Here is a 20,742-nt window from a genome sequence, read left to right on the forward strand (position 1 = left end):
CCGCCGAGCGAGGCAAAGCTCGTCGATCAGCTGGTGCAGGTTGCGACCGGCGAATACTCCGATGGAAACCAAACCGCAGATGCCGATATCAGCGGCCCGGAGTTCGACTTCGTGCGCTCCATCCGGGTGTTCAGTGTCGAAATCGCCCGGCAGCACTGGATCGGAGGGGACAACGACACCTGCAATCAAAGCCAGCGCGTCCGTGTCGGCTCATACGGCATCCAGGGCAATTTCGGCTGGCGCGGCTCCTCCGTCGCAGCTCTCCCTGCGGCATTCGAAGGCCTGGAAGGCTGGGCGGACTACAGCACGCCGGACGGCAGCCACTGCCCGGGGATATACAAGCGATCAGTCTTCATCGAGTGGCACGATCACGAGGGCGGCTACGGGTTCGAGCAGGTTGATTACTGAACCAGATCGAGCGCGGAAGACCTCCCACTGCCCCAGGAAGTCGTCTTCCGTGTCAAATCCGTGTCGAAGGCTCAAATGCGGAAAGAGCCTACTCGACCGCGCCCTCCTTGGCCTGAAGCGCATGCAGCTTCAGCCCGCGCAGGGGTTGCGGGCCTTCGACAGACAGCAGGAAATATGTCGGCCGCACCATGGCATCGGCCAACGTGTATTTGCCGAGGACGGCAAAGAACGCATCAAGCGCCTCGTTGGCGACATTGGGCAGCCGACAGGGGCGCGAGATCCGGCATTCATTGCCGGTCAGATAGCATTCGAACAGGCCGAAATCCGGCTCCGTCGCCAGAATCACCGCCGCAAGGTTGATCTCCCCGGGCGGCCGCGCCAGCGTGAAACCGCCGTTCCGCCCCTTGCTCGACAGCAGAAATCCGCCGCGTGACAGGGTCAGAACCACCTTCTTCACATGCGCCCGCGAGATTGCGAACCACTCCGCCACCTCGTCGATGGTCACCCGGCTCTCGGGCTTGCCGGCGGTATAGATCAGCAGGCGCAGGGCGTAATCGGTGAAGGTCGTCAGGCGCAAGGGCCACCTCTGAACGGATGCACATATCTTGACGCGAAATCGCGGCCGGGTCGAGATCCGATAAAAGGATATTTCACATGACTTAAATCAAGGTCGGTGGCAGGATCGGTCCTTAGGGAGAGATCATGACCTTCACCGCGCCCCTTGCGCGGCGTCTGACGCCGCTGGCCGCCCTGGCCCTTCGCCTGAGCCTCTGTCTGGCTCTGGTGCTGGCGGGTGCCTGGGGTGCGGCGGCCTGCGCGGCGCAGGCGGGGCTGCAGCCGATGGAAATCTGCTCGGATGCGGGCGCGCGCGATGTGATCTGGCTTGATGCCGAGGGCCATGCCGCCCCGGCCCCCGGCGCGGTCGATTGCGACGCCTGCCCCGATTGTCTTGCCGCCGCCGCCGGGGCGGTGGTGCCGCGTCCGGCCCCGCTGGCCGACGCGGCCGACACCCGTTTCGACCCCCTCTGGATGACCGCCCGCGCCGAGATGCCCGCGCGGCCCGATCCTGTTCCCGCTGCCCGCGGCCCCCCGTGCGCGGCCCCTGTCCGGATGATCTCTTGATGCGCAGACCGACCTTTTTCCTTTCGCTTTTCTGCGGGCTGGTGTTCGGGCTGGTGCCGGTGCTTTCGGGGCCCGCTCTGGCTGCGGAGACCGTGCTTGAAAAATACCTGCCGCAGATCGCGGCCGCAGATCTTGTCCCAGGCGCCGACAGTTTCGGCCCCCTGCGCGAGGATCTGGCGGTCGCCCCGGTGCTGCAGGGGCAGACCCAACTCGGCTGGGTCTATGTGACCTCCGATTTCGTCGGCACCACCGGCTATTCGGGCAAGCCCATCCACGTGATGATGGCGCTGGACCCCGCGGGCAAGGTGATCGGCGCGCAGTTGGTCAAGCATTCCGAGCCGATCGTTCTGGTCGGCATCCCCGAGGCCAAGGTCAAGGCGCTGGTCGGCTCCTATATCGGGGTCGATCTGCCGAAAGCCGCCGCCGACAAGGCCGCGGCGCATGATCTACAGATCATTTCGGGCGCCACCGTCACGGTGATGGTGATCGACGATTCGATGCTGCGATCGGGCATCAAGGTCGCCCGGGCACTTGGCCTTGGCGGCATGAGTGCCGAGATCGCCACCGGCCCGAAGGCCGAGATCAACCCGGAGGCCCCTGCCCCCGAGGGCTGGCTTTCGATGCTGGGCGACGGCACGGTGCGGCGGCTGTCGCTGGATGTCGGTCAGGTGAACGAGGCTTTCGCGGCCCTGCCCGATCCGCGCGCCGCCGCCCGGGCGCTGAGCGAGCCGCCGCAGACAAGCTTCATCGACCTGAACCTGGCGCTGGTCTCGGTGCCCGGCATCGGCAAGGCGGTGCTGGGCCCGGCCGAGGCGGCGAACCTGCAGGCCTGGCTCAAGCCCGGCGAAGCCGCCGTCGCCGTGGCGGCGAACGGGCTTTATTCCTTCAAGGGCTCGGGCTATGTGCGCGGCGGCATCTTCGACCGCATCGTGCTGGTGCAAGATGACGTGACGGTGCGGTTCCATGACCGCGATCACCGCCGTCTGGTCTCGCTCGAGGCCAAGGGCGCGCCCGGCTTCACCGAAAGCGACCTGTTCCGGATCCCGGCCGATCTGGGCTTCGATCCGGCGAAACCGTTCCGGCTGCAGCTTCTTGTGCAACGCCCGGTGGCGGCGACGGAAAAGGTCTTCACCACCTTCGATCTGGGCTATCAGCTGCCCGCGGGCTATCTCAAACCCGTGGCCGTGGCGGCCCCCGCCGCGCCGGTCGAGGAAACCGCCGCGCAGGCCGATCTGTGGCGGTCGATCTGGGCGGGCAAGAAGCTCGAAATCGCCGTCACGGCGACGATGCTGACCGTTCTGACCGGGGTCTTCTTTTTCCAGAACGCGATGACGCGCAATGCCCGGGCCTTCTTCTGGTTCCGCATGAGCTTCCTGACGGTGACGCTGGTGTTCCTGGGCTTTTACGCCAATGCGCAGCTGTCGGTGGTCAATCTGATGGCGCTTTTCGGCGCGCTGACCACCTCCTTCAGCTGGCAGGCCTTCCTGCTCGATCCCCTGACCTTCATCCTGTGGTTCGCCGTCGCGGCAGCACTTCTCTTCTGGGGCCGCGGCGCCTATTGCGGCTGGCTCTGCCCCTTTGGCGCGCTGCAGGAAATCACCAACCGCATCGCCCGCGCCCTGCGCATTCCGCAATGGACCCTGCCCTGGGGTCTCAATGAACGCCTCTGGCCGATCAAATACATGATCTTCCTTGGGCTTTTCGGGGTCTCGCTGGGGTCCATCGAGCAGGCCGAGCATCTGGCGGAAATCGAGCCCTTCAAGACCGCGATCATCCTCAAGTTCGTCCGCGCCTGGCCCTTTGTCGCCTATGCCGCGGCGCTGCTGATGGCGGGGCTTTTTGTCGAGCGGTTCTATTGCCGCTATCTCTGCCCGCTCGGCGCCGCGCTCGCCATTCCGGCCCGGCTGCGGATGTTCGACTGGCTCAAGCGCTACCACGACTGCGGCAACCCCTGTCAGGTCTGCGCCCATGACTGCCCGGTGCAGGCGATCCACCCCACCGGCGAGATCAACCCGAACGAATGCGTCACCTGCCTGCATTGCCAGGTGCTCTACCAAAGCCACGCGCGCTGCCCGGTGGTGATCCGCCAGGACAAACGCCGCGCCGCCGTGGCGCCGACATCGGCGTCGGCCGCGCCTCCGCGCGACCTGCGCAACCATCCCCATACCCCTCACTGAACGAAAAAGGAGTTCGACCATGACCGAGGAAACCAGAGCCGGCATCAGCCGCAGGATGCTTCTGGGCGCGACCGCGGGCGGCGCGGCGCTGGCGGGCGGGCTTGCCGGCCGTCTGGCGCTTGGCACCGGGATCGGCGCGGCGACGCTGGCCACCACGGCGCAGGCCGAAGGCGCCAGTGGCGGCTTCGAAGTGCATCCGGGCCAGCTGGACGAATATTACGGCTTCTGGTCCTCGGGCCAATCGGGCGAGATGCGCATTCTCGGCGTGCCCTCGATGCGCGAGCTGATGCGGGTTCCGGTGTTCAACCGCTGCTCGGCCACCGGCTGGGGCCAGACGAACGAATCTTTGCGCGTGCATCAGCGCTCGATGACCGAACACACGAAGAAATTCCTCGCCGCGAACGGCAAGAAGATCCACGATCAGGGCGATTTGCACCACGTCCACATGTCCTTCACCGAGGGCAAATATGACGGCCGCTTCCTGTTCATGAACGACAAGTCGAATACCCGCGTCGCCCGGGTGCGCTGCGACGTGATGAAATGCGACGCGATCCTCGAAATCCCGAATGCCCATGCGATCCACGGGCTGCGGCCGCAGAAATGGCCGCGCTCGAATTACGTCTTCTGCAACGGCGAGGATGAAACGCCGCTGGCCAATGACGGCGTGACGATGGACGACGTGGGCACTTACGTGAACATCTTCACCGCGGTCGATGCCGACAAATGGGATGTGGCGTGGCAGGTGATCGTTTCCGGCAACCTTGACAACTGCGATGCCGATTACGAAGGCAAATGGGCGTTCTCGACCAGCTACAACAGCGAAATGGGCATGAACACCGCCGAGATGACGGCGGCCGACATGGACCATGTCGTCGTCTTCAACATCGCCGAGATCGAAAAGGGCATCGCGGCGGGCGACTATCAGGAACTGAACGGCGTCAAGGTGATCGACGGCCGCAAGGGCTCGAACAAGAACTACACCCGCTACATCCCCGTCGCGAACAACCCGCATGGCTGCAACATGGCCCCCGACAAGGTGCACCTGTGCATCGGCGGCAAGCTCTCGCCCACCGTCACGGTGATCGACGTCACGAAGCTGGACACGCTGTTTGCCTCGGATGTCGATCCGCGCTCGGTCGTCGTGGCGGAACCGGAACTGGGGCTTGGGCCGCTGCACAACGCCTTTGACGGCAAGGGCAACGTCTATACCTCGCTCTTCCTCGACAGCCAGGTGGTGAAGTGGAACATCGAGCTGGCGAAGAAGCTTTACGCCGGCGAGAAGGTCGATCCGATCCTCGACAAATGCGACGTGCAATATCAGCCGGGCCACCTCAAGACCTCGATGGGCGAAACGCTCGAGGCCGATGGCAAGTGGCTGGTCTGCCTGTGCAAATTCTCGAAAGACCGGTTCCTGAACGTCGGGCCGCTGAAGCCGGAAAACGATCAGCTGATCGACATCTCGGGCGACAAGATGAAGGTCGTGCACGACGGGCCGAACTTCGCCGAACCGCATGACGCGATTGCCGTGCATGCCTCGAAGATGACGAACATCAAATCGATCTGGGAGCGCAACGACCCGTTCTGGGCCGAGACCCGCAAACAGGCCGAGGCCGATGGCGTCGATCTGGACGACGAACAGGCCTTTGTCATCCGCGACAAGGCCGATCCGACCAAGGTCCGCGTCTACATGTCGGCCGTGGCGCCGAACTATGCGATGGAAACCTTCGAGGTGAACGAGGGCGACGAGGTGACGATGGTCATCACCAACCTTGATGACATCGACGACCTGACGCATGGCTTCACCATGGGCGGGCATGGCGTGGCGATGGAGATCGGACCGCAGGCGACGTCGTCCGTCACCTTCGTCGCCGCCAATCCGGGCGTCTACTGGTATTACTGCCAGTGGTTCTGCCACGCGCTGCACATGGAAATGCGCGGCCGCATGTTCGTGCGTCCGAAGGCGTAACCGATGCGGCTGCCCTGTCTCTCTCTCCTCCTGATCCTGCTCGCCTGCCCCCTGCAGGCCGGGACGGTCATGGTGTTCCCGGGCAAGGCAGCCCTGCAAGGCGCGATCGCCGCGGCAAGTCCGGGCGACGTGCTGAGACTGGCGGCGGGGTCTTATGGCCCCGCCGTTCTCGACCGGCCGCTGACCCTTGACGGGCAGGGCGGCGCGGTGATCGACGGCGGCGGCCACGGCACGGTGCTGACCGTGACGGCCGATGACGTCACCCTGCGCGGGCTGACCGTGCAGAACTCGGGCTCCCGCAACGAGGAGATCGACGCCGGGATCAAGGTGGTCAAGGGCGTGCGGCGGACCCTGATCGAGGACAACCTCCTGCGCGACAACCTGCACGGGATCGACTTTCACGGCGCCATCGACGGCACCGCGCGGCGCAACACCATCCTTGGGCGGCGAGATGCCCACATGATCGCCCGCGGCAACGGCTTTTACGTCTGGAACGCGCCCGGCGTGCTGATCGAGGACAACGAGGTCCGCTGGGGCCGCGACGGCATCTTTTCCAATGCCTCGAAAAAGGACACCTACCGGCGCAACACCTTTCGCGATCTGCGCTTTGCCATCCACTACATGTATACGAACGACAGCGTGGTCGAAGACAATATCTCGATCGGCAACCACCTTGGCTTTGCGATGATGTATTCGCGCCGGGTGCAGGTGACGGGCAATATCTCGCTGGCCGATCGCGACCACGGGGTGATGCTGAATTCGACGAACGATGCCGACGTGATCGGCAATCTGGTCATCGGCGCGGCGAAATGCACCTTTCTTTACGACGCGAACAAGAACCTGATCGCAGAGAACCGCTTTCAGGGCTGCGACATCGGCATTCACTACACCGCCGGGTCCGCAAGGAATGCGGTGACCGGCAATGCCTTTGTGGGCAACCGCAATCAGGTGAAATATGTCGGCACCCGCGATCTCGAATGGAGCCTCGACGGGCGCGGCAATTTCTGGTCCGACCTTGCCGCCTTCGATCTGAACGGCGACGGCTTTGCCGATCAGGTATTCCGGCCGAATGACCTGATGGACCATATCCTGTGGTCGCAACCCGCGGCCGGGCTGCTGATCGGCGCGCCCGCGGTGCAGCTGATCCGCTGGAGCCAGCAAAGTTTCCCCGCGACGCTGCCCGGCGGCATCGTCGACAGCCATCCGCTGATGGCGCCCCTTGAAATCCCCCTTGCCCCCGATCTGGCCGCGGCTGCGGCCGAAGTGGGCGACCGCTGGACGAAAGACACCGAAGAAGATGCTGAAACTGACCTCGCTCACTAAGCACTATCAGGAGGTTGCGGCGCTGAGCGCCGTCAGCTTCCAGGTCGCCCCCGGCGAAAGGGTGGCGCTTTTGGGCCATAACGGCGCGGGCAAATCCACGCTGATGAAGATCGTCCTCGGCCTGATCCCCTTTGACGGCGGGCAGGTCTCGGTGCTGGGCGCCGCGCCGGGATCGGCCATCGCGCGGGCGGGCGTGGCCTATCTGCCCGAAAACGTCGCCTTTCACCCCGCGCTGACCGGCGAGGAGCAGATCCGGCTCTTCCTCTCGCTGCGCGGCGAGGATCCCGGGCAGGCCCGCGATCTGCTCGACCGGGTCGGGCTGCACGGCGCGGCGCGGCGGCGGATCGGCACCTATTCCAAGGGCATGCGGCAGCGCGTCGGGCTGGCGCAGGCGCTGGTCGGGCATCCGAAACTGCTGATCCTTGATGAGCCGACCTCCGGCCTTGATCCGGTGTCGCGGCGGGATTTCTACGCGCTTTTGGACGAACTGGCGGCCGAGGGCGCGGCGATCCTGCTCTCGTCGCATGCCCTGACTGAGGTGGAGGCGCGGACCGACCGGATCGTGATCCTGTCGGGCGGGCATCTGGTGGCGACGGGCACGCTGGCCGGCCTGCGCGCCGCGGCCGATCTGCCGGTGACGCTGCAGATCACCCCGGCGTTCGGGCAGGTCGAAACCGTCGCCCTTGCCCTGCCCGAGGCGGTGCTTTCCGGCGCGCAGTTTCATCTGAACGTGGCGCAGGGGCAGAAGCTGGCCTGGCTGGGCCGGATTGCGGGTCTGGGCGCGGCGGTGACCGATCTCGACCTGATCCCGCCCTCGCTTGAAGACATCTACAGCCATTTCAGCCGGAGGGACGGGCAATGACGGCCATTCTTGCGCTGGCGAAAGCCGAATTCCGCATCGCCGCGCGCAACCGCTGGCTGACGATTGCCGCCGTGCTGATGGTGGTCTTCGCACTGATCCTGACCGCGGCGGGCTCTGGCCCCACCGGGAGTCTGGGCGTGGACCGGCTGTCGGTGACGGTGGCCAGCCTGACCAGCCTCTCGGTCTATCTGGTGCCGCTGATCGCGCTTTTGCTGTCCTTCGACGCGGTGGCGGGCGAGGCCGAACGCGGCACCCTTGCGCTGATCCTGACCTATCCGGTCGGGCGCGGGCGGATCCTGGCGGGCAAGGCGGCGGCGCATCTGGCGATCCTGACGCTGGCGCTGGTGGCGGGCTATGGCGCGGCGGGGGTAGCGGCCTTTCTGCTCGATCCGACCTCGGCCGCGGGGCTTGGCGCGCTGTTGCGGCTGATCTGGACCTCGGTCGCGCTGGGGGCCACCTTCCTTGGGCTGGGCTATGCGATCTCGGCGCGGGCCAGGCGGCCCTCGGGGGCGGCGGGCCTGGCGATCGGGCTCTGGCTTCTGGCCGTCGTGCTTTATGATCTGGCGCTTCTGGCCGCGGTGGTGGCCGACAATGGCGGCTTTTTCACCAGACAGGTCTTTCCGCTGACGCTGCTGGCCAATCCGGCCGATGCGTTCCGGCTTTACAACCTGGCCGCCTCGCAGGCGACGGCGGTTGCCGCCGGGGTCGCTACCGCCGCGCAGGCGGTGCCGGTCTGGCAATCGGCGGTTTCCGTCCTTCTGTGGCCCCTCGTCTCGGGCGGGCTTGCCCTTCTCTCGTTCAAAAAGGTCGTGCCATGAAACGCTTCCTCCTTGCCTTTTGCCTGCTGGCCGCCTGCCGCGAGGAGGCCGCGATCCCGCAGCCGGTGTCGCTGACCCCCGAGGCCGTGGGCTATTTCTGCCAGATGAACATTCTCGATCACGGCGGGCCGAAGGCGCAGGTGCATCTGGATGCCCACCCCGGAAAACCCTTGTTCTTCAGTCAGGTGCGCGATGTCGTCACCTATCTGCGGATGCCCGAAAAGGATGGCGCGGTGCAGGCCACCTATGTCACCGACATGGGGGCGGGCGATTGGGCCAAGCCCGGCAGCCTGCCCTGGATCGCCGCCGACACGGCCGTCTATGTGGTGGGCAGCACGCGGCTGGGCGGGATGGATCAGCCCGAAACCGTGCCCTTTGCCCGGACCGAGGATGCCCAGGCCTTCATCGCCCAATATGGTGGGCAGCTGATGCGGCTGGCCGAAATCCCCGAGACCGTGCTGGCCCCCGTCCCGCCCGAGGTTCTGGCGGCAGAAGAGGCCGATTACACGGCGCGGATGCAGAAACATGACCATTCGAAGATGCAGGGGGGGATGTGATGACCGATTTCAGCCGTCGTCGCTTTCTGAGCATTTCCGCCGGGATCGCGGCCCTTGCCGCCAGCCCGCTCGCCGCCGCCAGCCGGGTCTGGGAGGGGATCGCCCTTGGCGCCCGCGCCCGGATCGTGATCGACCACCCCGAGGCCGCGGCGATCACCGCCGCCGCCGCCGCCGAGATCGCCCGGCTGGAGGCGGTGTTTTCGCTGACCCGGGCCGACAGCGCGCTGAGCCGGCTGAATGCGGCGGGCGCGCTGGAAGATCCGCCCTTCGAGCTGCTCGAATGCCTGGCGCTGGCGGGAACGGTCCATGCCGCGACGGCGGGGCTCTTCGATCCGACGGTGCAGCCGCTCTGGACGCTTTACGCGACCCGGTTCGGCGCCGGTCTTGCCCCGGATGATGCGGAGATCGCGGCGGCTTTGCACCGGGTTGACTGGGGTTCGGTGCGGTTCGACAGCGGCGGGATCCGGCTGGCCCCCGGGCAGGCGCTGACGCTGAACGGCATCGCGCAGGGCTTCATCGCCGACAAGGTGGCGGCGCTTTTGCGCGGCCGCGGGCTTGACCGCATCCTGATCGACACCGGCGAGATGCGCGCGCTTGGCCCGCAGCCCGACGGCACGCCCTGGCCGATCACGCTGGCCGCAGGCGGTCAAAGCGCCTTGCAGGATCGCGCGCTGGCCAGTTCGTCGGCGCTTGGAACGACCTTCGACAGCGCCGGGCGGGTCGGTCACATCCTGCATCCGGGCACCGGCCGCCCGGCCGCCGCGGTCTGGAAGCTGGTCACGATCACCGCGCCCGAGGCCGGTCTGGCCGATGCGCTCTCGACCGCGGCCTGTCTGATGCCGCAGGCCGAGACGATCCTGCAGGCCGTGACCCGGTTTCCGGGGGCGCGTGTGGAACATCTGGCTTGATCCGGTCTGCGCCATATTGACGCATGACGGCGGCATGACTACTGCGGGGGACATGAAAGCATTGGCACCGAAAGGGCTTGACCGGCTCGCCGTCTGGACGCTCGTTCTCGGGCTGGTTCTGGCTGCGCTGCTGCCGCCCTCGGTGCTGCCGCTGCGCTCGGCCGCGGGCACGCTCGAGATCGTGCTCTGCTCGGGCCATGGCCCGGTGTCGGTGATCCTTGATCTTGGCACCGGAAAGCCGCTTGCGCCGCTGCCCGCGTCCGATGACCGGCATTGCAACTGGGCCTGCTGCCATCTGGCGGCGCCGGGTGCCGCGCTGCCCTCGGGCTTGCCGCTGCCGGTGCGGACGGCGCGGGCCACCCGGATCGAGCCGCCCCCGACGATCCTGCGCGACGGCCATGTGACCGGCCTGCCGCCCGCCACCGGCCCCCCCGTGACTGCCGTGACCTGACCGAAGCTCACGACTTTCACAGGAGACATCATGACCGATCTACCGCCGGGGGCCACGCCCTCCGAGGCGCAGCCGCGCCTGAACAGCTTTTACTTCACCGCCTGGCGCTGGCATTTCTACGCCGGGCTTTACGTCGTTCCCTTCCTGCTGATGCTGGCCGTCACCGGGGCGCTGATGGTGTGGTTCACCGCCATCGATTCGGAATATGGCGACCGCATCGCCATCGCCCCCGCGGCGCAGGCCTTGGGCGTCGGCGCGCAGATCACCGCCGCCGAGGCCGCGCATCCGGGCAGCCGGGCCGACAAGTACATCGCCCCGCGCGACGACCGGACCCCGGCGATCGTGCGGGTAGAGGACGGCGAGACGGCGCGGATGCTGGCCGTCGATCCCTATTCGGGCGCGGTGCTGTCGGATCGTCCCGAGGCGGGCACCTGGAACGATTGGCTGACCAACCTGCATGGCGAGCTGCTCTGGGGCGGCAATGGCGGGCCGGGGGATACGCTGGTGGAAATCGCCGCCAGCCTTGCGGTGATGATGCTGGCCAGCGGGCTTTATCTGGCCTGGCCGCGGCAGAGCCAAGGCTGGCGGGCGGTGCTGGTGCCCGATCTGACCGCAAGGGGGCGCAGCTTCTGGAAGTCGCTGCATGTGACGACCGGGGTCTGGGTCGCGCTGTTTCTTGCGTTTTTCCTGCTGACCGGCATGAGCTGGACCGGCGTCTGGGGCGGCAGGATCGTGCAGCCCTGGTCCAGCTTTCCGGCCGCGAAATGGGATGCGGTGCCGCTTTCGGATGCAACTCATGCCGCGATGAACCACACCGCGCAGGAAGAGGTGCCCTGGGTGCTGGAGCTGGTGCCGCTGCCCGCCTCGGGCTCGCAGGCGGGGGTGCAACTGCTGCCGCCGGGGACGCCCGTCACCTTCGAGACGGTGATGGCGGGCGCCCGTGCCCTGGGCTTTGACGCGCGGGTGCAGGTTTCGGCGCCCGCCGATGCGACCGGGGTCTGGACGCTGTCGCGCGATTCGCAAAGCTATGACAGCCCGAACCCGACCAGCGACCGCACCGTGCATCTTGACCAGTATACCGGCAAGGTGCTGGCTGATGTGCGCTTTGCCGATTACCCGCTGATGGGCAAGATGATGGCGGTGGGGATCGCCTTGCACGAGGGGCAGCTGGGCTGGTGGAGCGTCGCGCTGAACCTGCTGATCTGCGCCGGTCTGGTGCTGTCCTGCGTGGCGGGCGTGGTGCTGTGGTGGAAGCGTCGTCCGGTTGCGGCCGGGCGTCTGGCCGCGCCGCCGCGCGGGCCGCAGGCGCGGCTCTGGATCGGCGGGCTTGTCGTCGCGGCGCTGGTCGGGCTGGCCTTTCCGCTGGGTGGCGCGGCGATCCTTGCGGTTCTGGCGCTCGATGCGCTGCTGCTGCGCCACGTTCCGGCGCTGAAACGGGCCCTGTCCTGAGACCCCGCGCCGCCCCGGTTGTCCGGGGCGGCGTCAGATTCCGCCGGCCTCGGCAAGCAGTCTTCGGACCCAGCGCGCCGCCAGCACGCTGGCATGCAGGCCAAGCGGCAGCGCCCAAAGCAGCGCCGCCGTCGGCGACAGCGCGGCAAAGCCGAGCGCCTGCCCCATCAGACCCAGCATGAACAGGTTGATCGCCACCGCCGCGGTGACGAAGGGATAAAGCAGCAGCCCCAGGCGGGACAGGCGCGGCAGGCGCCCGGGGATCGCGGCCGGGGGGGTGGTGCGGGAAGATGTCGTCATCAAGGCCTCCATTGCCTTTCCCGTTTCCGTGATCCCCCGCCGCCCCCCGGCCTTCCTTGACTTTCATCAAGGGGACCGACGCGCTTTGCGCCAAGCTGCGCGCAGATCGCGAAAGGACCTGTCATGACCGCCCTCAAACGCCTTTTTTCCGAAGGCTTCCGTCTGTTTTTCCTGCTCTCCGCCGTCTGGGGCACGGTGGCGATGCTGGTCTGGGGGCTGTGGCTTGCGGTGCATGCGCTTGGCGGCATGATGGAGCTGCCCGCCGATCTGGTGCCGCAATGGTGGCATGGCCACGAGATGATCTTCGGCTTCGGCGCGGCGGCGACGGCGGGGTTCCTGCTGACGGCGGTGCCGAACTGGACCGGCACCGCCCCGGCCGGGCCGCGGTTCCTGATCCTGGCGGGGGGGCTGTGGCTGGCCGGACGGGTCGGGATGTGGTTTTGGGGAGTGCTGCCCGCGCCGCTGGCCGCCGGGCTTGCGCTGGCTTTCCTGCCGGTCCTGGCCGGGCGGATCTGGCTGATGCTGCGAGCGGCGCCGAAACCGGCCAATCTGCTGGTGCTGGGCGTCGTGGCGCTGATCTGGGGGGCGCAGCTGCGGGTGCTGCTGGATCTGCTCGGCTGGCCGATGGGCGATGCCGTCGCGGGGCTGCACGGGGCGCTGGCGACGCTGATCGCGCTGATCGTCATCATCGGCGGGCGGATCACCCCGGCCTTCACCCGCAACGCGCTGGCGCGTCGGGCGATGCTGGCGGGCGCGGCCCCGGATCTGGGCAAGCCCCGGGCCCCGGGCCTGCCGGTCAGCTTCGCGCTGGCCGACAGGCTGGCGATCGGCGCCGCGATCGCCGCCGCGCTGGCGATCACCCTGGGCCTGCCGGATCCGGTGATCGGCACGGCGGAACTGACCCTTGGCGCGGCCCAGCTGATCCGCATCGCGCGTTGGCAGGGCTGGGCGGTGCCGGGGGAGCCGATCCTGGCCGTCCTGCATGCGGCGATGGCGCTGGTGGGCTTCGGCGCACTCTTGCAGGGGCTGGCCGCCTTCGGCATCGGATCCGAGATCGGCGCGCTGCATTTTTCCGCCATCGGCGGCATCGGCACCATGGTCAGCGCGGTGATGAGCCGCGCCACGCTCGGCCATACCGGCCGCCCGCTGGTCGCCCCCTTCCCCGTCGTGCTGGCCTATGCGCTGATCCCCCTGGCCGCGCTGCTTCGCTGGGCCGCCGCCGTCGGGCCGCTGGCGCTTTATTACCCCGGCACGATCCTTGCGGCGACGCTTTGGGCGCTGGCCTTCGTGCTGATCCTGATCGCGCTTGCGCCCCTGCTGCTGGGTCCGCGCGCGCATTCCTGAGTGTTTGACTTTCGTTAAGGCGAACCCGTCCTCGGGCTGGCTTGGTGAAGACACCCAAGAAACCTCCGAAGGGACGGCACAATGCGCGAAACCATGACCAAGAGCATGGCCCGCAACATATTTTATGGCGGATCACTGTTCTTCATCGCGATCTTTCTGGGCCTCTCGGCCCAGAGTCACCGCTACATCGTCACCACCTCGACCAATGCCGCAACGCTGACCCCCTCGGTCGCGGCGGGCAAGCGGATCTGGGAACACAAGGCCTGCATCGACTGCCACACGATCATGGGCGAAGGCGCCTATTTCGCCCCGGAACTGTCGAATGTGATGACGCGCTGGGGGATCGAACCGGGCGATCACGCGGGCGCAAAAGAGGCGCTGGCGGCCTGGATGGGCGCGATGCCCTCGGGCATCGAGGGGCGGCGGCAGATGCCGCATTTCGAGCTGACCGACGAACAATTCCAAAATCTCGCCGATTTCCTGCTTTGGGTCGACAGCGTCGACACCCAGGGCTGGCCGCCGAATGACGCGGGCTGAGGGGGAAAGACCATGAAATATCAAACACAAAAGATCGCGCTTGCCTACATGGGCACGGCGCTTGGCCTGTTCGCCATTCAGGTGCTGATGGGCCTGATCATCGGCTGGATCTATGTGCAGCCGAATTTCCTGTCGGAACTTCTGCCCTTCAACATCGGCCGGATGCTGCACACGAATGCGCTGATCGTCTGGCTGATCCTTGGCTTCTTCGGCGCCGCCTATTTCCTGATCCCCGAGGAATCGGAACGGGAAATCCATTCCCCCTTCCTCGCCTATCTGCAGCTCGCCATCCTGGTCGTCGGCACTTTGGGCGCGGTGATCACCTACACGTTCAACCTGTTCGAAGGGAACATCCTGCTGGGCAAGGACGGGCGCGAGTTCCTGGAACAGCCGCTCTGGGTCAAGGGCGGCATCGTCGTCGCGGCGCTGATCTTCCTCTTCAACGTCTCGATGACGGTTCTGAAGGGGCGCAAGACCGCGATCACCAATATCCTGCTTCTGGGCCTCTGGGGGCTGGCGCTGCTGTTCCTGTTCGCCTTTTACAACCCGTCGAACCTCAGCCTTGACAAGCAATACTGGTGGTATGTCGTCCATCTGTGGGTCGAGGGCGTGTGGGAACTGATCATGGCCGCGATCCTGGGCTATCTGATGCTGAAACTGACCGGCGTCGATCGCGAGGTGGTGGAGAAATGGCTTTATGTCATCGTCGCCCTTGCGCTGTTTTCGGGCATCCTCGGCACCGGGCACCATTACTACTGGATCGGCACGCCGGGCTATTGGCAGTGGATCGGCTCGATCTTCTCCTCGCTGGAAGTCGGCCCGTTCTTCGCGATGATGGCTTTCGCCTTCGTCATGGTCTGGAAGGGCCGCCGCGATCACCCGAACAAGGCGGCGCTCCTGTGGTCGCTTGGCTGCGCCACGCTGGCCTTTTTCGGCGCGGGTGTCTGGGGCTTCCTGCACACGCTCCACGGGGTGAACTACTACACCCACGGCACGCAGATCACCGCCGCCCATGGCCACCTTGCCTTCTTCGGCGCCTATGTCTCGCTGAACCTTGCCATCATGTCCTATGCCTTCCCGATGCTGCGCGGGCGGGATCCCTATAACCAGGTGCTCAACATGGCCTCGTTCTGGCTGATGTCGGGCGGCATGGTGTTCATGACCTTCACGCTGACCTTCGCGGGCACGGTGCAGACCCATCTGCAACGCGTCATGGGCATGAGCTACATGGAGGTGCAGGACCAGCTGTGGCTGTTCTACGTCATGCGCTTCGGCTCGGGCGTGGCGGTGGTGCTGGGCGCGGGGCTCTTCATCTATGCGCTGGCGATGCCGCGCCGCGAAGTCGTGGCCCGCGCCGCGGAGGGGGCAAGATGAACGCCCCCGTCACCGATCTGGAGGGGGCGGCTTCGGCCCCCTTCTACCTGCCGCAGGGCGATGAATGCACGATCTTCGCCGCCGCCGCGACCGCCGATCTGCCGGTGCTTTTGAAAGGCCCGACCGGCGTCGGCAAGACCCGCTTCGTCGCCCATATGGCGGCGCGGCTTGGCCGTCCGCTTTACACTGTCGCCTGTCACGATGACCTGTCGGCGGCCGATCTGATCGGGCGCTATCTGCTCAAGGGCGGCGAGACCGTCTGGGTCGATGGCCCGCTGACGCGGGCGGTGCGCGAAGGGGCGATCTGCTATCTGGATGAGGTGGTCGAGGCCCGCAAGGATGTGACCGTGGTCCTGCATCCGCTGACCGACGACCGCCGCATCCTGCCGATCGACCGCACCGGCGAGGAACTGGCCGCCGCCCCGGGCTTCATGCTGGTGGCGTCTTACAACCCCGGCTATCAGAACGTGCTGAAAACGCTGAAGCCCTCGACCCGGCAGCGGTTCGTGGCGCTGGATTTCGACTTTCCCGCGCCCGCGCTGGAAACCCGGATCGTCGCCCGGGAATCCGGTCTGTCCGAGGATCGCTGCGCAGGTCTGGTGCGGCTTGCGGGCAAGCTGCGCGGCCTGAAGGGGCAGGATCTGGAAGAGGGCGTCTCGACCCGGCTTGTCGTCTATGCCGCGACGCTGATCGCGCAGGGCATGGGGGTCGTGCGCGCGATCGAGGCGGCGATGATCGAACCGCTCTCGGATGATGCGGATGTGAAACGCGGCTTGCGCGATCTTGTTGCCGCGGTCTTCGGGTAAAGTCATGGGCCAGATCGAGTTCGAACCCTGGGAACCCGAGGAAAGCGTCGGCAAGCTCTGGCACCGCTTCGCCGCGCGGCTGGATGCGCCGGTGACGCATGACGCGGCCCGGGTCGATCTGGCCGAGACTTCCGGGCGGCTGGCTGTCCTCTATCGCGGCCTGGGCGGGCCCTCCGCGACCGAGATCAAGCCGGTGGCCGAGGAAACCAGCCGCCACCGGCTTTCGTTCCGCCGCCGTCTGGGGACCGAGGCCGAGACCACCCCCCGCGCTTCCTTCGATGGCGAGGCGCTGCGCCTGCCTGCAACGCTTGCCCTCTTTCCGGCGCGGGAGGCGAACGCCGCCACTTACCTTTGGCTTGCCGCCTGCGCGGCCCTTGCCCCCGAACCGCAGGCGCTGCCCGAAGACCCTCTCGCCGCCGATCTGGCGCGGCTTGCGACCGCCCGGGCGATGGTGGCGGCGACGCTTTCCGAAGCCCCGGGCCTTGCGCCGCTTTATGCCGATCTCTGCGCGGCGACCTTGGCCGCCCGTCCCCGCCCCGCCCTGCCGCCGGTCGAAGCCGCGCTCGAGGCGCTGATCCGCGCCGAGCTTGGCGATCCCGCCCCCCTGCCCGCTTTGGCCCATGATCTGCCCGCCAAGGCCCCGCGCGGCTATCGCCCGGCCCGGCCGGTCGTGCTTTGGCCCGATCTGCGGCCGCTGACCCTGTCCGAGGGCGCAGGCGTCGAAACCCGCGATGCGGCGCCCGCCGAGGAGACGACAAGCGGCGAGGAAAAAACCCACCGCGCCCGGCGCCACAAATCCGATCAGGCGGAACGGAACGACAGTTTCATCCTGCACAAGTTCGAAGCGATCCTGTCCTGGGCGGAATTTCTCAACCTCAACCGCCGGGTCGAGGATGACGAGAATGACGATGCGAAAAAGGCCGCCGAGGATCAGGAGGAACTGGGGCTTGGGCAGATCTCGAAGGCCCCCGCCACCCGGCTGAAGCTGCATCTGGATCTGGCCCCCGAAGATGCCGCCCGGGAACGGCTGTCGGGCCGCCATCTTTACCCGGAATGGGAGGCGCGGTCCGGCCGTTATCTGCCCGCGCATTGCGTCGTGCTGGCCAGTGAGGCTGCGCCCAGCCCCGATCTGCCCGCCTTCCGCACCGATCCCGCCAGCGCCCGCCGCATCCGCGCCGTGCGCGCGCAATTCGAGGCGCTGCGGCCCGGGCGGATCTTCACCGCCGGGCATCTCGACGGCGAGGAGATCGATCTTGAAGCCACCGTCCGCGCCGCGACCGACCTGCGTGCCACCGGCACGGCCAGCGCACGGCTGTGGAAGCAATCGCGGCCAGAGCGCCGCGATCTGGCGGTGTCGATCCTGCTCGATGTTTCGCGCTCGACCGAAAGCGCGGTCTCGGGCCGGGCGGTGATCGACATCGAACGCGAGGCGCTGGCGGCGCTGGCCTGGGGGCTGGACGCGACGGGCGACGATGTTGCGATCCAGGCCTTTTCCTCGCTTAGGCGCGATCGGGTTTTTCTGCTGTCCTGCAAGGGCTTCGGCGAAAAGATGGGGCCCGCGGTCGAGGCCCGGATCGCCGGTCTTCGCCCCGGTTTCTACACCCGTCTGGGCGCCGCCCTCCGCCATGCTTCGGCGGGCCTTGCCGCGCAGGGCCGCAAGCGGCGGCTTTTGCTGGTGATCACCGACGGCAAACCGAACGACCTTGATCATTACGAGGGCCGCCACGGGCTGGAAGACAGCCGCATGGCCGTGCGAGAGGCGCGACGGAGCGGTCAATCGGTCTTCGGCATCACCGTCGAGCGCGAGGCGAAAGCCTCCTTTGCCCGCATCTTCGGTCAGGGCGGTTTCGCGGTGATCCCCCATGCCGACCATCTGACCGCCGCCCTGCCCGAGATCTGGCGCCATCTGGTGGGCGCATGAGCGATACCGACGCTTTCGACGATCTTCCGGGCGATCTGATGATCTGGGTTCTGATCGTCTCGGAACTGCTGGTTTTCGGCGCCGGGTTGCTGGCCTTTCTGGCGGTCCGGCTGACCGACCCCGCGGGCTTTGGCCTGGCGCAAGGCCAGCTGCACCGCACCGGGGCGGGGGTGAACACGATCGTTCTTGTCACCTCGGGCTGGCTGGCGGCGCTTGGGGTGCAGGCGGCCGAGGCCGGGCGGGTCCTGCGGTTGCGGCTCTGCCTTGCTGCGGCCTCGGCCCTGGGCGTCGTTTTCCTGATCCTCAAGGCCTCGGAATACAGGGATCTTTTCGCCCGGGGCATCGGCACCCAGACGCATCCCTTCTTCACCTTCCATCTGCTGCTCACGGGCTTTCACGCCGCCCATGTCATGGCGGGCATCCTGGTGCTGGCGCTGGTGGCCAGCCTCGCCCGCCCCCGCGCGGTCGAAACCGGGGTCGCCTTCTGGCACATGGTCGATCTGGTCTGGGTGCTGCTTTTCCCGGTGATCTATCTGCTATGAGCCCGACCCGCACCTGGGCCGCGCTGATCGCGGCGTCGCTCGCCTCCACCGCGCTGGCCGCCTCGGGCCTGACCGGCCGGACCTTTGCGCTGGCCGTGCTGGCGCTGGCCTGGACCAAGGCCGAGCTGATCTTGCGCCGCTACTTGCAACTTGCCCGCGTGCCCGCGATCGCGCGCGGTTTCAGCCTTGGCCTGACGGTCTTCCTGGCTCTGGCGGCTATCCTGGCGCTGATCGCGGCCTAGCGCGCCCAGGACTGGCCCGGATCTTCCTCGACATAGTCGCGAAGCACCGCCACATCCTCGATTTCCGCCACCGACTGGCGCACCTGCACGCCCTTTTCGCGCAGCCGGGCAAAGGCGCGGCTCAGGCTTTCGGGCTTCATCCCCAGACGCCCGGCGATCAGCACCTTGTCATAGGGCAGCACGACCGCACAGGGGCCGCGGTCCTCGCTCACATGTTCCAGCAGGAATTCCGCCACGCGCTGCGCCCCCGACCGCGCCTTCAGCTGCTCGATCTGCCCGACCAGCCGATGCAGATGCGCGAAGGTCGCCGCCAGCAGCGACACCGCCAGCCCGGGCTGCCGTTCGATCAGCCGCAGGATTTCCGCCGTCTCGATCCGCACCAGCACGACATCGGTCGCCGCCTCGGCCGAGACCGGATAGGCGTCGCCGGTGAAGGCCACCGCCTCGCCGAAACTGTCGCCACGGGTGAAGACGCCCACCACCGCCTCCGAGCCGTTCGGCGCAACGCGATACAGCTTCACCCAACCCTCGATCACCACATAGACGGCGCTGGCCGGTTCGCCCTGCAAAAAGATCGTCGCGCCGCGATCGAAGCTGCGCTCGCGCGCCGTGGTCAGGATCAGATCCTGCGCCAGTCTTGGCACATTGCCCAGAAGCAGGGATTTCCGGGCGATCCGGTCGGCATCGGGTTTCATCGGCGGCACTCTCCTTGGCGGCGTTATGACACGCCAGGGGCGCGGGCGAAAGCCGCGGGTGCGCGAAAAAGGCCCGGCCTAACCAAAGTCAAGGCATCCAATCACCGCCGCGTGATGATGGCGCAACGAGCAACGAGGCCGAAATGTCGTCGGGACTGCGCCCCTCTCCAGCCATTAAGGATCCTCGCGCCGGGGCGCTGAGCCGCCGGGCGCTGCTGCGCGGCCGTGTCCGCACCGAGATCCTGCCGCGCCCGCCCGGCGCCGGGGCGGCTTTCGCCCGTGATTGCAGCCAATGCGGCGCTTGTGCCCGCGCCTGCCCGGAAGGGATCATCCTGCGCGATGGCGCGGGGTTTCCGGTGCTGGATCTGCGCCTTGGCGCCTGCAGCTTCTGCGGCGCCTGCACGGCCTCCTGCCCCACCGCGGCGCTTGAGCCGGAGCGTCCCTTCCCCTGGCGCGTCGCGGTGGGCGCGGGGTGCCTTTCGACCTCCGGCACCGGCTGCCGGATCTGCGAAGACCGCTGCGACACCGGAGCGATCCGCTTCCGCCCCGCCCCGGGCGGACGGGCCACGCCGACCATCGATCCCGCCGCCTGCACCGGCTGCGGCGCCTGCATCGCCCCCTGCCCGGCAGGGGCGCTTGCCCTGACCCCCACGGAGCCCGTCCCATGCACAACATCTGCGGCTGTCTGATCCGGACCGCCCCCGCCCATGGCCCCGCCGCCCGCGCGGGCATCGCCGCCACCCCGGGCTGCGAGATCCATGCCGAAGACCGCGGCCGCCTTGTCATCACCGTCGAGGATACGCCGGACCGCCGCGCCGCCGACATCATCATGGACCTGCACCAGATCAAGGGCGTGCTGGGCGTGACCCTGACCTACCACCATTTCGAGGCGCTCGAGACCGACGCGCCGCGCGCAACCGCCGCCTGATTTCGGAGACCC

At 67.3% G+C, this 20,742-nt stretch carries 22 protein-coding genes and 1 pseudogene; 20 read left to right on the forward strand and 3 right to left on the reverse strand.

Going from position 1 to position 20,742, the window contains the following annotated elements:
* A pseudogene (locus FBT96_RS20665) lies at window positions 1-408 on the forward strand (hypothetical protein); the annotation flags it as partial.
* 88 nt (window positions 409-496) lie between these two features.
* Here the strand turns inward: FBT96_RS20665 and FBT96_RS09410 are convergent.
* Window positions 497-985 carry an RrF2 family transcriptional regulator gene (locus FBT96_RS09410; protein WP_136906042.1) on the reverse strand — a complete coding sequence of 163 codons (489 nt, stop codon included), beginning with the start codon at window positions 983-985 and terminating at the stop codon, window positions 497-499.
* 125 nt (window positions 986-1,110) lie between these two features.
* On the opposite strand from FBT96_RS09410, the gene FBT96_RS09415 reads away from it, so the two are divergent.
* From FBT96_RS09415 to FBT96_RS09460, 10 genes are read left to right on the forward strand one after another with little or no spacing between them, the layout of a single operon-like run.
* Entirely contained in the window at window positions 1,111-1,530 is a 420-nt protein-coding gene (locus FBT96_RS09415; protein WP_136906043.1) for a hypothetical protein, read from the forward strand.
* Window positions 1,530-3,707: a NosR/NirI family protein gene (locus FBT96_RS09420; RefSeq protein ID WP_136906044.1), complete on the forward strand. Its 2,178-nt coding sequence runs from the start codon at window positions 1,530-1,532 to the stop codon at window positions 3,705-3,707. Before FBT96_RS09415 ends, FBT96_RS09420 begins: the two co-directional genes overlap by 1 nt.
* Before the next feature lie 19 nt (window positions 3,708-3,726).
* On the forward strand, window positions 3,727-5,673 hold the full coding sequence (gene nosZ, locus FBT96_RS09425; protein ID WP_136906045.1) for a TAT-dependent nitrous-oxide reductase: 1,947 nt from the start codon (window positions 3,727-3,729) through the stop codon (window positions 5,671-5,673).
* Between the two features lie 3 nt (window positions 5,674-5,676).
* A complete protein-coding gene (locus FBT96_RS09430) occupies window positions 5,677-6,996 on the forward strand; it encodes a nitrous oxide reductase family maturation protein NosD (protein WP_136906046.1) in 1,320 nt (439 codons plus the stop codon).
* Window positions 6,971-7,858 carry an ABC transporter ATP-binding protein gene (locus FBT96_RS09435; protein WP_136906047.1) on the forward strand — a complete coding sequence of 296 codons (888 nt, stop codon included), beginning with the start codon at window positions 6,971-6,973 and terminating at the stop codon, window positions 7,856-7,858. The genes FBT96_RS09430 and FBT96_RS09435 overlap by 26 nt, the downstream gene beginning before the upstream one ends.
* Window positions 7,855-8,676: an ABC transporter permease gene (locus FBT96_RS09440; RefSeq protein WP_136906048.1), complete on the forward strand. Its 822-nt coding sequence runs from the start codon at window positions 7,855-7,857 to the stop codon at window positions 8,674-8,676. The genes FBT96_RS09435 and FBT96_RS09440 overlap by 4 nt, the downstream gene beginning before the upstream one ends.
* Entirely contained in the window at window positions 8,673-9,233 is a 561-nt protein-coding gene (locus tag FBT96_RS09445) for a nitrous oxide reductase accessory protein NosL (RefSeq protein ID WP_136906049.1), read from the forward strand. Before FBT96_RS09440 ends, FBT96_RS09445 begins: the two co-directional genes overlap by 4 nt.
* The gene (locus FBT96_RS09450; protein ID WP_136906050.1) at window positions 9,233-10,141 is read left to right on the forward strand and encodes an FAD:protein FMN transferase; all 909 of its coding nucleotides are present in this window, start codon (window positions 9,233-9,235) and stop codon (window positions 10,139-10,141) included. Before FBT96_RS09445 ends, FBT96_RS09450 begins: the two co-directional genes overlap by 1 nt.
* Window positions 10,142-10,175: 34 nt before the next feature.
* Entirely contained in the window at window positions 10,176-10,592 is a 417-nt protein-coding gene (locus FBT96_RS09455; RefSeq protein ID WP_249306409.1) for a hypothetical protein, read from the forward strand.
* Between the two features lie 30 nt (window positions 10,593-10,622).
* Window positions 10,623-12,041 (forward strand): PepSY-associated TM helix domain-containing protein, encoded by a 1,419-nt coding sequence (locus FBT96_RS09460; RefSeq protein WP_136906051.1) that lies wholly within the window; start codon window positions 10,623-10,625, stop codon window positions 12,039-12,041.
* A gap of 33 nt (window positions 12,042-12,074) precedes the next feature.
* Here FBT96_RS09460 and FBT96_RS09465 read toward each other — a convergent pair whose 3' ends face one another.
* Entirely contained in the window at window positions 12,075-12,341 is a 267-nt protein-coding gene (locus FBT96_RS09465; protein WP_136906052.1) for a hypothetical protein, read from the reverse strand.
* Between the two features lie 123 nt (window positions 12,342-12,464).
* On the opposite strand from FBT96_RS09465, the gene FBT96_RS09470 reads away from it, so the two are divergent.
* From FBT96_RS09470 to FBT96_RS09500, 7 genes are all read left to right on the forward strand, one after another.
* On the forward strand, window positions 12,465-13,685 hold the full coding sequence (locus tag FBT96_RS09470) for an NnrS family protein (RefSeq protein WP_136906053.1): 1,221 nt from the start codon (window positions 12,465-12,467) through the stop codon (window positions 13,683-13,685).
* An 81-nt stretch (window positions 13,686-13,766) separates the two neighbouring features.
* Complete coding sequence (locus FBT96_RS09475) at window positions 13,767-14,222, forward strand: c-type cytochrome (RefSeq protein ID WP_136906054.1); 456 nt, start codon at window positions 13,767-13,769, stop codon at window positions 14,220-14,222.
* Window positions 14,223-14,234: 12 nt separating this feature from the next.
* Window positions 14,235-15,596 carry a cbb3-type cytochrome c oxidase subunit I gene (locus FBT96_RS09480; protein ID WP_136906055.1) on the forward strand — a complete coding sequence of 454 codons (1,362 nt, stop codon included), beginning with the start codon at window positions 14,235-14,237 and terminating at the stop codon, window positions 15,594-15,596.
* Window positions 15,593-16,402 (forward strand): CbbQ/NirQ/NorQ/GpvN family protein, encoded by an 810-nt coding sequence (locus FBT96_RS09485; protein WP_136906056.1) that lies wholly within the window; start codon window positions 15,593-15,595, stop codon window positions 16,400-16,402. Before FBT96_RS09480 ends, FBT96_RS09485 begins: the two co-directional genes overlap by 4 nt.
* Window positions 16,403-16,406: 4 nt before the next feature.
* Window positions 16,407-18,323, forward strand: a complete 1,917-nt coding sequence (locus FBT96_RS09490) for a VWA domain-containing protein (RefSeq protein WP_136906057.1) — start codon at window positions 16,407-16,409, stop codon at window positions 18,321-18,323.
* Entirely contained in the window at window positions 18,320-18,865 is a 546-nt protein-coding gene (locus tag FBT96_RS09495) for a cytochrome c oxidase subunit 3 (protein WP_136906058.1), read from the forward strand. The genes FBT96_RS09490 and FBT96_RS09495 overlap by 4 nt, the downstream gene beginning before the upstream one ends.
* Window positions 18,862-19,107: a nitric oxide reductase F protein gene (locus tag FBT96_RS09500; protein WP_136906059.1), complete on the forward strand. Its 246-nt coding sequence runs from the start codon at window positions 18,862-18,864 to the stop codon at window positions 19,105-19,107. The genes FBT96_RS09495 and FBT96_RS09500 overlap by 4 nt, the downstream gene beginning before the upstream one ends.
* On the opposite strand, the gene FBT96_RS09505 is transcribed toward FBT96_RS09500, so the two are convergent.
* Window positions 19,104-19,802 carry a Crp/Fnr family transcriptional regulator gene (locus FBT96_RS09505; protein ID WP_136906060.1) on the reverse strand — a complete coding sequence of 233 codons (699 nt, stop codon included), beginning with the start codon at window positions 19,800-19,802 and terminating at the stop codon, window positions 19,104-19,106. The two genes, FBT96_RS09500 and FBT96_RS09505, sit on opposite strands and share 4 nt — an antisense overlap.
* Before the next feature lie 143 nt (window positions 19,803-19,945).
* On the opposite strand from FBT96_RS09505, the gene FBT96_RS09510 reads away from it, so the two are divergent.
* On the forward strand, window positions 19,946-20,491 hold the full coding sequence (locus FBT96_RS09510; RefSeq protein ID WP_136906061.1) for a ferredoxin-type protein NapF: 546 nt from the start codon (window positions 19,946-19,948) through the stop codon (window positions 20,489-20,491).
* Window positions 20,467-20,730 (forward strand): chaperone NapD, encoded by a 264-nt coding sequence (locus FBT96_RS09515; RefSeq protein ID WP_136906062.1) that lies wholly within the window; start codon window positions 20,467-20,469, stop codon window positions 20,728-20,730. The genes FBT96_RS09510 and FBT96_RS09515 overlap by 25 nt, the downstream gene beginning before the upstream one ends.
* The last annotated feature ends 12 nt before the right edge of the window (window positions 20,731-20,742 follow it).

Source organism: Rhodobacter capsulatus (genome assembly GCF_005144475.1).
GTDB classification, from domain to species: Bacteria; Pseudomonadota; Alphaproteobacteria; order Rhodobacterales; family Rhodobacteraceae; genus Rhodobacter; species Rhodobacter capsulatus_C.